Here is a 13,690-nt window from a genome sequence, read left to right as displayed (position 1 = left end):
TTGATGGGAAAAATTTTAGAAATTAAAAATTTAACTAAAAGATATAAAGATTTTTCTTTAGATAATATAAATTTAAGTTTAGATAAGGGATATATAATGGGATTTATAGGTCAAAATGGAGCGGGGAAAAGCACTACCATAAAACTTATTATGAATCTTATAAAAAAAGATTCTGGAAGCATAAAAATCTTTGGATTAGATAACCATAAACATGAAAAAAAAATAAAAGAAAGAATAGGCTTTGTATATGATACTAATCATTATTATGAAGATTTAAGTATAAGGAATATGAAAAAAATAATTTCACCTTTTTATAAAAATTGGGATGATAAAGCTTTTCTAAAATATATGAAAGATTTTGATTTAGATCCTAAAAAAAAGATAAAAAAACTTTCTAAAGGTATGAAAACAAAATTTTCATTAGCCTTAGCTTTATCACATAAAGCAGAATTTATAATAATGGATGAGCCTACAGCAGGATTAGATCCTGTTTTTAGAAGGGAAATATTAGAGATATTACAAGATTTAATTCAAGATGAGAATAAGAGTGTGTTTTTTTCTACGCATATAACTACAGATTTAGAAAAAATAGCAGATTATATAACTTTTTTAGATAAAGGGAGTATTATTTTTTCTAAATCTAAAGATGAAATATTAGAAAATTATGGAGTAGTAAAAGGTGGAATTGAGTTATTAAAGAATCCTATGACAAAATCTATTATAGGAATAAATAAAAATTCTTATGGATTTGAGGGCCTAACTTCAGATGTGGAAAATATAAGATATAAACTAGGAGAAGAAGTTATTTTAGAAAAGGCTACTTTAGAAGATATAATGTTTTATACCTCTAAGGAGATGAAAAGAAAGTGTTAAGTTTAATAAAGAAAGACATGATTATTACTAAATATTATATGAAACCAATAGTAGGGTATTTTTTAGTATTATTAATATTCACAGTTTTTAAAGGGAATAAAACAGATTTTTCTAATATCTATTATATTAATTTAACAGCAAGTATTTTTATGCCCTTAACATATGATTTTTATTATGGAGAGAAAGTAAAGGATGATTATATATTCAATTCTTTACCAGTTACAAAAAAAGAAATTGTTATTTCAAAATATATATCTGTGATAATACATACAGCAATATATGGTATCATTACATATATTTTATTTTATACAACTAATTTATTTACTTATGCTAAATTTAGTAAGGGATTAAGCTTATATTTTATTTTGGATTTACTGATGATAATTTTATTTTTTTATTCTATTGAAATTCCTATATATATAAAGTTTAAAAATAGAATTATTAGATTTATAATTTTTTTCTCTTATTTTATGTTTATAGATGTTGTAAAAGCTAATTTAAAAACTTATTTGATATATAGATTTTCTTTAGAAAAGTCTGTATATTTCATATTATTTTTTGCAGTAATATCTATCTTTTTATTATCTATTTTAATATCTATTAAAATATATGAAAATAAAGATATAGATTAAGGAGGATAAAAATTCTATGTTTAATTTACTTAAAAAAGATTTTATAATATCTAAAATATATATTATAATTTGTTTAGGTATCGGTATGGCTATAACTGGAAGTGTTATTTTGTTAAATCCTAATAAATATAGAGTATATATTTATGTAGTAGGATATACCAGCATAATGTACATATTTTTTTGTAATTTTATAGATTTTAGATATAAAGGAAATTTTATTATAAGAAGTTTACCTATAAATAAAGATGAGGTAGTTATATCAAAATATATACAAGTTCTTATAGTTGTTTTGATTACATATATACTAAATATAATCCTATGTGTAGCTTTGAAATTTTTATTTAATGTGGAAAATATAAGTATACTAGGAGGATTGATTAATTTTAGATATATTGCAATTTGTTTTTCTATATGTATGATTTTAATGGCGGTATATTATCCTATATGTTTTAAACTTAATACAAATAAATGTAGAGCTATTACTCAAATTTCATATATTATAATAGGTATTTCTCCTAATATATATATAGATAGGAGAGTTATTATAGAAAATTTTTTCAATAATAATTGGCTTCTATTTTTTATAATTAGTATTGTTTTTTTTATTGTATCTATAAAAATATCTATAAATTTATACAGAATTAAAGATTGTTATTAACATAGCTAATATTAGATTATAAGTAATTTTTCATTAAAGAGGGAATAATATTTTAAAAGCTATAAAAAGTTAATATATAAATTAAGGAGGACTCAAAATGATTATAGGATCAGGAAAAATTCATTTACATGCTAATTGGGTTCACTCTCTAAAAGAGAAAAGAATGATAGTTAAAAGTATTATAGCAAAAGTGAAAAATAAATTTAATGTTTCAGTAGCAGAAGTTGAAGATCAGGATTTACATCAGTCCATTGTTATAGGTGTAGTTTGTGTTAGTAATACTACTAAACAAGCTGATTCTATTATACAAAATGTAATGAATTATATAGAAGGAAACACAGAAGCATTAGTCTTAAATGTTGAAACTGAAATAATATAATTATTTATATAGATTCTAAATAATAGATTATAGTATAAAGGATAAAATATGAAAAAATTATGTATAAACCTTTACAGATGAATAAAAAAGGTCTATACTTTAGTTAGAAAATTAAATAGTTTAGGCATAGGAATATTTATATGAATATGCCTTAGTGCAGGGGTGCTAGTTAAAAGCTGAGAGGAAAAATTTCCGACCCTTTGAACCTGATGTAATTAAAATTGCCGTAGGGAGCATACGACCATGATATTAAATGTCATATATGATGATTGTTAAGAGCTTACCTTTTAGGTAAGCTCTATTTTATTTATATAAAAGGGGCATGGTATGTTAATTGACTATGAAAATGACAAATTTAAAGAAGAATGTGGGATATTTGGAATATGGAAAAACAAATATAGTAACTTAAGAGATATTTTTTATCCAGCATTAATGTCACTTCAACATAGAGGTGAAGATGGAGCAGGGGTATCGGTTATTACTGAAAAGGGAATAGAAACTGAAAAAAATTTAGGAGAAGTTTCAAATTTATTTAATAAAGAATTTATAGGGTCAACTGAATATACTTCAGGAATCGGACATGTTAGATATTCTACATATGGAGATAATTCTTTAAAAAATCTTCAACCTATGGATGGAAAAAATGATGGGCTTGATATAGCAATAGCCCACAATGGTAATTTAATAAATGTAAATTGCATAAAAGATAAATTAAAAACTAAAGGTATTAAATTTAATACAACCTCTGATTCTGAAATAATATTGAAGTTTTTAATATATGAAATAAAAAAAGGAAAAACTTTAATAGAGGCAGTATTAAAAATTTTAAATATGTTAAAAGGTGCTTTTTCAGTAGTAGTTTTAACTAAAGAAAAACTTATAGGTTTTAGAGACATTAAGGGAATAAGACCTCTTTGTATTGGGAAAATAGGAGAAGATTATGTTTTAACTTCAGAAAGTTGTGTTTTAGATTCTTTAGATGGACAAGTTCTTAGAGATGTTAATCCAGGAGAAATAGTATGTATAGATAATAGTGGAATAAATTCTATAAATAAATTTAAATATAAAACCCCACATACTTGTGCATTAGAATATATATATTTTTCAAAAGAAGATAGTATTATAGACAAAAATAGTGTTTATGATTTTAGAATAAATAGTGGAAAGCTTTTGTATAAAGAATGTCCAGCTAATGGTGACATAGTAATTGGAATGCCAAGTTCAGGACTTCTTGCAGCTATAGGATTTTCAAAAGCTTCTAAAATTCCTTATGAAATAGGAATTATAAAAAATCCTTATGCAGGAAGAAATTTTATTAAATCTAATAAAGAGAAAAGAAATAAAAATATAAATTTTAAGCTTAGTGTAATAAAAGAGTGTGTTAAAAATAAAAGAGTAATTATTGTTGATGATTCTATTGTAAGAGGTACTAGTAGCAAAAGAATAGTAGAAAAATTAAGAGTAGCAGGAGCTTTAGAAGTACACTTTAGAGTAGCATCTCCTATAGTTAAATCTAATTGTAATTTAGGAATAGATATAAAAACTTCAAAAGAATTATTATCATTTAACAAAAGCTTGGAAAAAATGAAAGAGTTTATTGGAGCAGATAGTTTAGGATTTTTAAGTTTAAAAGCTATGAGTAAATGCTTGAGATTAAATATTCCAATGTGTACAGGGTGTTTTAATGGATATTATGGTGATAAATAATTTTTTAAAATAAAAAGGTTACCTATATTGGTGATTTATAAAAGAAAGGGTGTAATAAAATGAATTATACAACTCAAATGGATGCTGCAAGAAAAGGCATAATTACTAAAGAAATTGAAACAGTAGCTAAAAAGGAAAATATGGACGTAAATGAACTTATGAAATTAGTTTCACAAGGAAAAGTTGCAATACCTGCAAATAAGAATCATAAATCTTTAGATGCAGAAGGAGTTGGACAAGGTCTTAAAACTAAAATAAATGTTAACTTAGGTATATCAAAGGACTGTAATGATATAGATATGGAACTTAAGAAAGTAAAAAAAGCAGTAGAAATGAAAGCAGAAGCTATAATGGATTTAAGCTGTTTTGGAAAAACACAAGAATTTAGAAAAAAAGTTGTTGATATATCAAAAGCAATGATAGGAACAGTACCAGTTTATGATGCAGTAGGTTTTTATGATAAAGAGTTAAAAGATATAACTTCTGATGAGTTTTTAAAAGTAGTTGAAAAGCATGCAAAAGATGGTGTAGATTTTATGACTATCCATGCAGGTATAAATAAAGAGACAGCAGATACATTTAAAAGAAATAGAAGAACTACAAATATTGTTTCAAGAGGAGGAGCTTTATTATTTGCTTGGATGCAATTAAATAATAAAGAAAATCCATTTTATGAAAGATTTGATGATCTTTTAGATATATGCGAAAAATATGATGTAACTATAAGTCTTGGAGATGCTTGTCGCCCTGGATGTATAAAAGATTCTACAGATGCAAGCCAGATAAAAGAGTTAATAACTTTAGGAGAACTTACAAAAAGAGCTTGGGAGAGAAATGTACAAATAATAATAGAAGGACCAGGACATATGACATTAGATGAGATAGAGACTAATATGAAATTAGAAAAAAAATTATGTCATGGAGCTCCTTTTTATGTACTAGGACCAACAGTTACAGATGTAGCACCAGGATATGATCATATAACTTCAGCAATAGGAGGAGCAATAGCTGCAACTTATGGAGCAGACTTTTTATGTTATGTAACACCAGCTGAGCATTTAAGACTTCCTAATTTAGATGATATGAAAGAAGGAATAATAGCAACAAAGATAGCAGCTCATGCAGCAGATTTAGCTAAAGGAATAAAAGGAGCAAGAAAATGGGATAACAATATGGCAGTAGCTAGACAAAAATTAGATTGGGAAAAGATGTTTGAGTTATCTATAGACCCAGAAAAAGCTCGTAAATATAGAGCAGAATCAAATTCGCCAAGTGAAGAACAGTGTACAATGTGTGGTAAAATGTGTGCCATAAGAAACATGAATAGAGTTATAGGTGGAAAAGATCTAAATGTATTAAGAGATGATGACTAAAGTATATTTAAATAGTTAATATCTATAAATATAGATAAAATATATCTTAAAAAGTAGTAATAGACTGTGAAATATAATTTATAGTCTATTACTGTTTTTATAATAAAATAAACTTATGTTAGAATTTTAATTAGTAATATAATAGATGAAATTCAAAAATATATTTTAATAAAAATGACATATTTATCTAAATGTGCCTTATTTAAGGGGGACTTAAAATGGCAAATGTAAATGTTAGTTTACAAGTATTACCATCAGTAAAAGAAGAAAATTTATATGAGGTTGTAGATAGAGTAATAGAGTATATAAAATCTTCTGGTGTTAAATATGAGGTAGGACCTATGGAGACTACTATGGAAGGAGAGTTAGATCAGTTATTAGAGATTGTTAAAGAAGCTCAGAATATATGTGTAAAAGCTGGTGCTCCTAGGGTAGTTTCAATGGTGAAAATAGATTATAAGCCAGAAGGTGTTACTATGGAAGAAAAAATTTATAAATATAAGAAATAAAATTTTTATATCTATTTTTATTAGTATTTATTTTAAAAAGAATAATCTGTGGGTGTGCTACTTTATAATAATGATTGTATTATTATAAAGCTTTCACAGATTATTCTAAAATAACTTAATTATGAACTTAGGTAAATTATTAATTGAAAAATTTTATATAACAGAGTAATTACTTATTTAAGGGATGTAAATTTTTATATTAATTTATTAATAGTTTTATTTTTTCAATACGTTTTCTAGAAACTTTTTCTATTTTAAATACTAAATTTTTATAATTTATAGTAAATTTCTGTTTTTCACTAGGGATATTTCCTGTCATATCTATTATAAATCCTGCTAAAGTATCATAGTTATCAGAAGGTAAATCTAAATGTAATTTTTCATTTAAATCATCAATAGATATAGAAGCATTTAGCATATAAGTATTTTTATCTATTTGTAATATATCTTCATTTTCCTCATAATCATATTCGTCCCATATATTACCCATGATTTCTTCAATTAAATCTTCTATAGTAACAATTCCAGAAAAACCTCCATATTCATCTATTAGTATAGACATATGATTTTTACTAGATTGCATTTCTCTAAATAAATCATCTATGTTTTTAGTTTCAGGTACAAAATAAGGTTTTCTTAAAAGTTTTTTTATTTGTTCTTTTGATATGTCTCCTTCTTTAAGTATAGTAATTATATCTTTTATATAAAACAGGCCTATTATATTATCTATATTATCTTCATATACAGGTATTCTTGAGTATTGTTCTTGTATTAAAGTATCTAAAAATTTTTTAGAACTCATATTTATATCTACAGAAAAAACTTTAGTTCTAGGAGTCATAATTTCTTTAGCTAAGGTATTATCAAATTCAAAAATTCCATCTATCATTTCTTTTTCTGTAGTATTTAATACTCCATACTCTTCTCCAACTTCAATCATTTTCCTTATTTCTTCTTCTGATATTTTTTCTTCTATTTTCTCAGAACTTATTCCTAAAAGTTTAACTATTAAATTAGTTGTAAAAGTAAGAATTTTAACAAAGGGTAGAGAAATTTTAGAAAAAATAGTTATAGGTTTAACAGAAGCAAGAGCTATTTTTTGAGAGTTATTTAAAGCTATTCTTTTAGGTACTAATTCTCCTAAAACAAGAGTTACAAAAGATATTAGTAAAGTTATTATAAATAAAGCTATTTTGCTGCTTCCAGGAACATTCAAATTTTCTAAAAATAAAGCTAATCTTTGTGACAAACTAGTAGCTGCTGAAGCACTAGCTAAGAAACCAGCAAAAGTAATGCCTACCTGTATAGTAGCTAGAAACTTGCTAGGTTCAGATAAAATATTAAGTAATTTTTGGGCTTTCTTTTTTTCGTGATTATTGCCTTTTTCAGATAATGTTTGTAGTTTATTTTTATTAGTAGAAACCATTGCCATTTCCGCAGAAGAGAAAAAAGCGTTTATTATTATTAAAATTAAAATCCAAAATAGTTTTATTGACAAATCCATAATTTTAATTCTCCTCTTTAAATATATCTATATTTTGCTCATTATTGCCTTTTATTATTAGAAAATATTAAGTTTTTCTAATTTAACTTTTATGTAAAATTGAAATTGTAATAATTTTGTGACAAATATATAATAATACTGTATACATTAAATATTTAAGTGTACCTTAATCTAAAGTTTGAGAGGTTAGAAATATGTTTGATTTAAATGGATTTAAAGATTTAACACAAAAACAAAAATATGAAAATATGATTTTATTTTTAAAAGGACAACTTTCAGGAGAAACAGATTTAATATCAAATCTTAGTAATGCTGTAGCAATAATAAATGCAATGACAGACAATATAAATTGGGTTGGAGTTTATTTTTTAAAAAATGAAGAACTTGTTTTAGGTCCTTTTCAAGGGATGCCAGCTTGCAATAGGATACAAGTTGGTAAAGGTGTATGTGGAACTGCAGTAGTATCTAAAAATATACAAAGAGTAGATGATGTACATAAGTTTAAAGGTCATATTGCTTGTGATTCACAAACAAATTCTGAATTAGTAATACCAATAATAAAAGATAACATAGTACTTGGAGTTTTAGATATAGACAGTATGAAATTTGGAAGGTTTAAAGAAGAGGAGGAAATTTATTTTAAAAAATTCGTAAGCATACTTATAAGTGACATGAATTGGGGGATTTAAAAATGATAGATGAAAAACATATTATGAGGACTTTAAAAGAATTAGCTAAAGTTCCTAGCATATCAGGAACTTCAAAAGAAAATTTAGCAGCAGATAAAATATATGACCTATTAAGTGATATTGAGTATTTTAAAAATAATAAAAATAACTTAAATATTCATCCTATAGAAAATGATATATATAAAAGAACTTTTGTATCAGCTTTTTTAAAAGGAAAAAAAGAATCAAAAGATATAGTTATACTAACAGGACACTTTGATGTAGTAGATATACAAGAATTTGGAGAATTAAAAGATATTGCTTTTGATATTGATAAATGTACAGAAAATATAAATAAGTTACCTTTAGAAAAAGATGTTTTAAAAGATTTTAAATCAAAAGATTGGATATTTGGAAGAGGTAGTTCAGATATGAAATATGGACTAGCACTTTATATAGAACTTTTAAGAGAATTTTCAAAGAAGAGAGATTTTAAAGGTAATATATTATTTTTAGCAGTACCAGGAGAAGAAAGCAATTCAGAAGGAATGCTAAGTGCAGTATCTTATTTATCATTATTAAAAGATAAAGGGTATAATTTTAAAACACTATTTTTGTCAGAATGCTCAACACCAAAGCATGAAGGGGAAAATAAAAAAAGAATATACATAGGTTCTGTTGGAAAAATAATGCCTACTTTCTTTTGTGTTGGAAAAGCAACCCATGTAGGAAATTCTTTTGGAGGATTAAATCCTAATTTGATGATATCTGAAGTAAATAGGCTTATGGAATATAATATGGATTTTTCTGATAGTTTTGGTGAAGATATAACATTACCACCTTCATGCTTAAAGCAGGAAGATTTAAAAGATTTATATTCTGTACAAACACCTCTATATTCTTATGCTTACTATAATCTTTTAACTTTAAAAATGAAGCCAGAAGAAATTATGGAGAAACTAAAATTAATTGCAAATAATGCTTTTGAAAATACAATAAAAATATTTAAGGATAATTATGGAAAATATTCAGATAAAATAAGTAAAGAAAGTATAGAAGATTTAGATATAAAACCTTGTATATTAACATATGAAAAGCTATATAAAGAAGTGGAAAAATTAGATAAAGATTTTTCTAATAAGATAGATAAAATGGTTTGTAAATGGAAAAAAGAAAAGTTAGATAATCAGACTATTAGTATAAATATAATAAAAGAAACTTATGAAAACTATCCTAATAAAAAGCCGATGATTATAATTGCTTATAACGTTCCTTATTATCCTCATAAATATTTAAATAGTGATAAAAAAGAAGACAAGTATTTATTAGATAAAGTAGAGGATATTATAAATTATGCAAGAGATGAGTATAATATAGAAATAGAAAAAGAAAACTTTTTTATGGGTATAAGTGACTTAAGTTATACAGGCCTTTCAAAGGATTTTAATATAGATAGCATATGCAAAAATATGGTTGGCATAAATTCCACTTATATGTTTCCAGAAAAAGAGTTAAAGAAACTTAATATACCTTCAATAGTTTTTGGAGGCTATGGTAAAGATTTTCATAAGTATAGTGAAAGATTGAATATACCCTATTCTATGGGTATAGTACCTAATTTATATGTTTATGCGTTGAATAGTATATTAAAATAAAGTATTATTTATATTATAAAATATAAGCAAAAGTTAAGGATAAGGTGATTAAATGGTTAAGAAGAAAGTAGCATTAGGAATGAGTGGAGGAGTAGACAGTTCTGTTGCCGCTTATATACTAAAAGAAAAAGGGTATGATGTCATTGGAATACATATGAGTTTATGGAACGATAAAAACGGTGATTATTGTAATCCTCAAGCTGTAGCTGATGCAAAAAAAGTAGCAGATAAATTAGAAATTCCTTTTCATGTTATAGAATTAAAAGAAAAATTTAAAAAACATGTTGTAGATTATTTTATAGATGAATACTTAGAAGGTAGGACTCCTAATCCCTGTGTAGCTTGTAACAAATATATAAAATATGAGGAATTTTTTAATAAAGGAAAGGAACTTGGAGCAGATTATATGGCTACAGGTCATTATGCTAAAATAGAAGAAAGAAATGGAAGAAAAGTTATAATTAAAGCAGAAGATGATAAAAAGGATCAAACATATATGCTTTATAACTTAAAACAATATCAACTTGACAGGATTTTAATGCCTTGTGGAGATTATAAAAAAACTCATATAAGAGAAATAGCAGAAAAAATAGGATTAGATGTATATAATAAAAAAGATAGTCAAGACATATGTTTTATACCAAATAATGATCATACTTCATTTATAAAAGAAAATTATAAAGGCAAAATAAAACCTGGAGATTTTGTCGACAAAAATGGTAATATATTAGGGGAACATAAAGGAATAATTAACTATACTATAGGTCAAAGAAAAGGCCTTGGTATAGCCCTTGGAAAACCAGCTTATGTAATAGATATAATACCTTTTAAAAATAGAGTTGTTATAGGGGATGAAGAAGATATTTTTCATACAAATTTAATAGCTAAAGATGTTAATTTTATTCCATTTGAAAAATTAGAAAAAAGAATGGAAATAGAGGCTAAGATAAGATATTCTTCTAAAACTTCAAAAGCATATATAGAACCTTTAGGGGATAATAAAGTAAAAGTTGAATTTCAAGATAAACAAAGAGCTATAACTAAAGGTCAATCTGTAGTATTTTATGATGGCAATATGTTAGTTGGTGGAGGAGTTATTGAAAATATTATTTAATAAAAAATAAATAAAGATTTTTGCTGTAGCAAATAGCTTTATTTTCATATGAAAAAGACAACTATTTAAATAAAAAAGACCTTAGTAAGGTCTTTTTTTACTATATTGGTTGGGAAATTTTTTTATAAAAATGAAAACTATAGGTTGTAAGGATTACAACATAATTATTATACTATAAATACAATAATTTTAATATAAAAAATGTTGAAAATTTTGAAAAAATAAAAATTATTATATTAAATAATAAAATTATTGCTTAATAATAAAATAAATGTTATAATTTGTTTTAAATAATTTAATATAGTTCGGATGAAGGTATTGGGAGAGTTATTGTAATTTTTATATTACAATATACCGAAGAAGTTAATCTTTCAGGTTTCCTATTTAGGATGAAGACCGATACTGGACGAGCCTCTGGAGAGACTCTTTAAGAGCACCGAAGGAGAAAGTTCGTATTTTATAAAAAGGATTTTTAGTTTCAAGTGGAATTTTCATACCATCTAAAATCTAAAACTCCTTTATCCAACAGTATACTATTCTTATGTTAAAAATTAAAATTTTACAATAGATGGTGATTGGATAAAAATATGGATGAAACTCTCAGGTAAAAGGACAGGGGACAGGTTAAAGCAGATACCCTAGTCTTCTGATGTTTTTACATTGGAAGACTTTTTTAATTTGCAAAATAATCTCCTTTTGTCCCTAAATTTTTATAATATAGGGAGGACATAACAATGCAACAAATTACAAAATTAATTCAAAGTATCGATTCTTTTTTATGGGGACCACCACTTTTAATACTTTTAGTAGGAACAGGTATTTATTTAACATTGAAACTTAAAGCAATACAAATTTTTAAATTACCTATGGCTTTAAAAAATGTGTTTTCTAAGGATAGCTCTGATTTAAAAGCAGATGGAGATGTATCTAGTTTTGCAGCTTTATGTACTGCACTTTCAGCAACTATTGGTACAGGAAATATAGTAGGTGTAGCTACAGCACTAAGACTAGGAGGCCCTGGAGCACTATTTTGGATGTGGGTTGCAGCCTTCTTTGGAATGGCTACAAAATATTCAGAAGGCCTTTTAGCTGTAAAATATAGAGTTACAGATGAAAATGGTGAAATGTCAGGAGGACCTATGTATTATATAGAAAGAGGTCTTAATAATAAATTTTTAGCAAAAATGTTTGCTATATTTGGAATAGGAGTAGCTTTTTTAGGTATAGGAACTTTAACACAGGTTAATGCAATATCTAGTACTGTTAACATATCTTTTGGTGTACCAGTACAAATAACAGTAGCAATTATAACTGTTTTAGTAACTTTAGTAACCTTAAGAGGAATAAAAAGCATATCAAAAGTTGCAGAAAAATTAGTGCCTTTTATGGCTACATTATATGTATTAGGAGCATTAACTATAATAATAACTAATATAGATAAATTACCACAAGCTGTGAGTTTAATAATAAAATCAGCATTTACTCCTACAGCTGCAGGAGGAGGATTTTTAGGAGCTACAGTTATGCTAGCTATAAAAACAGGTGTTTCAAGAGGGGTATTTTCTAATGAATCTGGACTTGGAAGTGCACCTATTGCAGCAGCTGCTGCAAAAACTAAGTCTTGTGTAAGACAAGGTCTTATATGTATGACAGGAACATTTTTTGATACAATACTTATATGTACTTTAACAGGGATAGTTTTAGTTATAACAGGAACTTGGAATGCTAAAGGATTAGAAGGTGCAGCTGTTACAAATACAGCATTTCAAACAGGACTCCCTTTTCCAAATCAAATAGGAAGTTTTATAATAACACTAGGATTAATATTATTTGCTTTTACAACAATATTAGGTTGGAATTATTATGGTGAAAGGTGTACAGAATATTTATTTGGAGTAAAAGGAATAAAACCATATAAAATTATATTTATACTAATAATTGCAGCAGGTGCTATACCATCTTTAAAATTAGAACTTATATGGTTAATAGCAGATATAGTAAATGGACTTATGGCTATACCTAACTTGATAGCTATTATAGGACTTAGTGGAGTTATAGTAAATGAAACTAGAAAATATTTTAAAAACATTAATAAGGATAATGATTTAGATAAGAAAGAAGAAAAAATAACTGCCTAATTTTTATAAGGTATATTAATTTATGTAAATTTAGATTTTTAAAAAGCATATATTTTTAAAAACATTAAAAGTATTTATTTGTTTTTATAATATATGCTTTTTTAAATTGATATTATAAAAATATATATAATAGAATTTACAAGTTTACAAGTATTTTTTATATTTAAATATTTGTTTTTTATTAATATATATAATTACTTTAGTAAAAGAGATAAACACGAATGATAACTTTTTTAAAAAAGGTAATATTCTACATGGTAAGAATATTAACCTTTGAAAAGCAGCTAAAAGTCTTGACTTTTTAGACTTACTAGTTTAATATGTAGCTGTAGGAAAAATTAATAAAATATATTTATCCATATAATCTTAATAATAAGGATTAAGAGTTTCTAGTAGAAGCCATAAACTTCTAAGCTATGGGTAAATCCAAGAAAAGTAGTTTAGAGAATTTTAGTTTTTGATTTGGATTTACTCATAATC

At 25.4% G+C, this 13,690-nt stretch carries 12 protein-coding genes and 3 riboswitches; of the genes, 11 read left to right on the top strand and 1 reads right to left on the bottom strand.

What is annotated here, in order from left to right; genetic code table 11:
- The first annotated feature begins 3 nt into the window (after positions 1 to 3).
- The 7 genes from ABDZ71_RS18030 (at position 4) to ABDZ71_RS18000 (ending at position 6,131) form a co-directional block, all read left to right on the top strand.
- The gene (locus ABDZ71_RS18030) at positions 4 to 873 is read left to right on the top strand and encodes an ABC transporter ATP-binding protein (RefSeq protein WP_343763962.1); all 870 of its coding nucleotides are present in this window, start codon (positions 4 to 6) and stop codon (positions 871 to 873) included.
- Complete coding sequence (locus ABDZ71_RS18025) at positions 867 to 1,505, top strand: ABC-2 transporter permease (RefSeq protein WP_343763960.1); 639 nt, start codon at positions 867 to 869, stop codon at positions 1,503 to 1,505. The genes ABDZ71_RS18030 and ABDZ71_RS18025 overlap by 7 nt, the downstream gene beginning before the upstream one ends.
- 16 nt (positions 1,506 to 1,521) lie before the next feature.
- Positions 1,522 to 2,163, top strand: coding sequence for an ABC-2 transporter permease (locus ABDZ71_RS18020; RefSeq protein ID WP_343763958.1), 642 nt, complete (start codon positions 1,522 to 1,524; stop codon positions 2,161 to 2,163).
- A gap of 97 nt (positions 2,164 to 2,260) precedes the next feature.
- Complete coding sequence (locus ABDZ71_RS18015; RefSeq protein WP_343763956.1) at positions 2,261 to 2,542, top strand: DUF503 domain-containing protein; 282 nt, start codon at positions 2,261 to 2,263, stop codon at positions 2,540 to 2,542.
- Between the two features lie 148 nt (positions 2,543 to 2,690).
- A riboswitch (TPP riboswitch) is annotated at positions 2,691 to 2,792 on the top strand.
- Between the two features lie 77 nt (positions 2,793 to 2,869).
- The gene (gene purF, locus ABDZ71_RS18010; RefSeq protein WP_343763954.1) at positions 2,870 to 4,249 is read left to right on the top strand and encodes an amidophosphoribosyltransferase; all 1,380 of its coding nucleotides are present in this window, start codon (positions 2,870 to 2,872) and stop codon (positions 4,247 to 4,249) included.
- A gap of 59 nt (positions 4,250 to 4,308) precedes the next feature.
- Positions 4,309 to 5,622 (top strand): phosphomethylpyrimidine synthase ThiC, encoded by a 1,314-nt coding sequence (gene thiC, locus ABDZ71_RS18005; RefSeq protein ID WP_343763952.1) that lies wholly within the window; start codon positions 4,309 to 4,311, stop codon positions 5,620 to 5,622.
- 218 nt (positions 5,623 to 5,840) lie between these two features.
- Complete coding sequence (locus ABDZ71_RS18000; RefSeq protein ID WP_343763951.1) at positions 5,841 to 6,131, top strand: MTH1187 family thiamine-binding protein; 291 nt, start codon at positions 5,841 to 5,843, stop codon at positions 6,129 to 6,131.
- Between the two features lie 199 nt (positions 6,132 to 6,330).
- Here ABDZ71_RS18000 and ABDZ71_RS17995 read toward each other — a convergent pair whose 3' ends face one another.
- Positions 6,331 to 7,635 (bottom strand): hemolysin family protein, encoded by a 1,305-nt coding sequence (locus tag ABDZ71_RS17995; RefSeq protein WP_343763949.1) that lies wholly within the window; start codon positions 7,633 to 7,635, stop codon positions 6,331 to 6,333.
- Between the two features lie 194 nt (positions 7,636 to 7,829).
- Here ABDZ71_RS17995 and ABDZ71_RS17990 point away from each other — a divergent pair, with 194 nt between their 5' ends.
- The 4 genes from ABDZ71_RS17990 (at position 7,830) to ABDZ71_RS17975 (ending at position 13,210) form a co-directional block, all read left to right on the top strand.
- Positions 7,830 to 8,324, top strand: a complete 495-nt coding sequence (locus ABDZ71_RS17990; RefSeq protein WP_343763947.1) for a GAF domain-containing protein — start codon at positions 7,830 to 7,832, stop codon at positions 8,322 to 8,324.
- Positions 8,325 to 8,326: 2 nt separating this feature from the next.
- The gene (locus ABDZ71_RS17985; protein WP_343763945.1) at positions 8,327 to 9,958 is read left to right on the top strand and encodes a M20/M25/M40 family metallo-hydrolase; all 1,632 of its coding nucleotides are present in this window, start codon (positions 8,327 to 8,329) and stop codon (positions 9,956 to 9,958) included.
- 52 nt (positions 9,959 to 10,010) lie between these two features.
- Positions 10,011 to 11,072 carry a tRNA 2-thiouridine(34) synthase MnmA gene (mnmA, locus tag ABDZ71_RS17980; RefSeq protein WP_343763943.1) on the top strand — a complete coding sequence of 354 codons (1,062 nt, stop codon included), beginning with the start codon at positions 10,011 to 10,013 and terminating at the stop codon, positions 11,070 to 11,072.
- A 404-nt stretch (positions 11,073 to 11,476) separates the two neighbouring features.
- Positions 11,477 to 11,698: riboswitch (glycine riboswitch) on the top strand.
- A 108-nt stretch (positions 11,699 to 11,806) separates the two neighbouring features.
- Entirely contained in the window at positions 11,807 to 13,210 is a 1,404-nt protein-coding gene (locus ABDZ71_RS17975; protein ID WP_343763941.1) for an alanine/glycine:cation symporter family protein, read from the top strand.
- Between the two features lie 336 nt (positions 13,211 to 13,546).
- Positions 13,547 to 13,647, top strand: a riboswitch (purine riboswitch).
- Positions 13,648 to 13,690: the final 43 nt, after the last annotated feature.

The organism is Clostridium oceanicum, from assembly GCF_039521385.1.
Classification (GTDB): Bacteria; Bacillota; Clostridia; order Clostridiales; family Clostridiaceae; genus Clostridium_F; species Clostridium_F oceanicum.
Note: the sequence above shows the minus strand (reverse complement) of the source record. Positions and strands in the feature narration are given on the sequence as shown.

What these genes read in the sequence shown, in the direction of transcription:
- ABDZ71_RS18030 (WP_343763962.1), top strand. Translation starts at nt 4, where the DNA reads ATGGGAAAAATTTTAGAAATTAAAAATTTAACTAAAAGATATAAAGAT.
- ABDZ71_RS18020 (WP_343763958.1), top strand. Translation starts at nt 1,522, where the DNA reads ATGTTTAATTTACTTAAAAAAGATTTTATAATATCTAAAATATATATT.
- ABDZ71_RS18015 (WP_343763956.1), top strand. Translation starts at nt 2,261, where the DNA reads ATGATTATAGGATCAGGAAAAATTCATTTACATGCTAATTGGGTTCAC.
- purF (WP_343763954.1), top strand. Translation starts at nt 2,870, where the DNA reads ATGTTAATTGACTATGAAAATGACAAATTTAAAGAAGAATGTGGGATA.
- thiC (WP_343763952.1), top strand. Translation starts at nt 4,309, where the DNA reads ATGAATTATACAACTCAAATGGATGCTGCAAGAAAAGGCATAATTACT.
- ABDZ71_RS18000 (WP_343763951.1), top strand. Translation starts at nt 5,841, where the DNA reads ATGGCAAATGTAAATGTTAGTTTACAAGTATTACCATCAGTAAAAGAA.
- ABDZ71_RS17995 (WP_343763949.1), bottom strand. Translation starts at nt 7,635, where the DNA reads ATGGATTTGTCAATAAAACTATTTTGGATTTTAATTTTAATAATAATA.
- ABDZ71_RS17990 (WP_343763947.1), top strand. Translation starts at nt 7,830, where the DNA reads ATGTTTGATTTAAATGGATTTAAAGATTTAACACAAAAACAAAAATAT.
- ABDZ71_RS17985 (WP_343763945.1), top strand. Translation starts at nt 8,327, where the DNA reads ATGATAGATGAAAAACATATTATGAGGACTTTAAAAGAATTAGCTAAA.
- mnmA (WP_343763943.1), top strand. Translation starts at nt 10,011, where the DNA reads ATGGTTAAGAAGAAAGTAGCATTAGGAATGAGTGGAGGAGTAGACAGT.
- ABDZ71_RS17975 (WP_343763941.1), top strand. Translation starts at nt 11,807, where the DNA reads ATGCAACAAATTACAAAATTAATTCAAAGTATCGATTCTTTTTTATGG.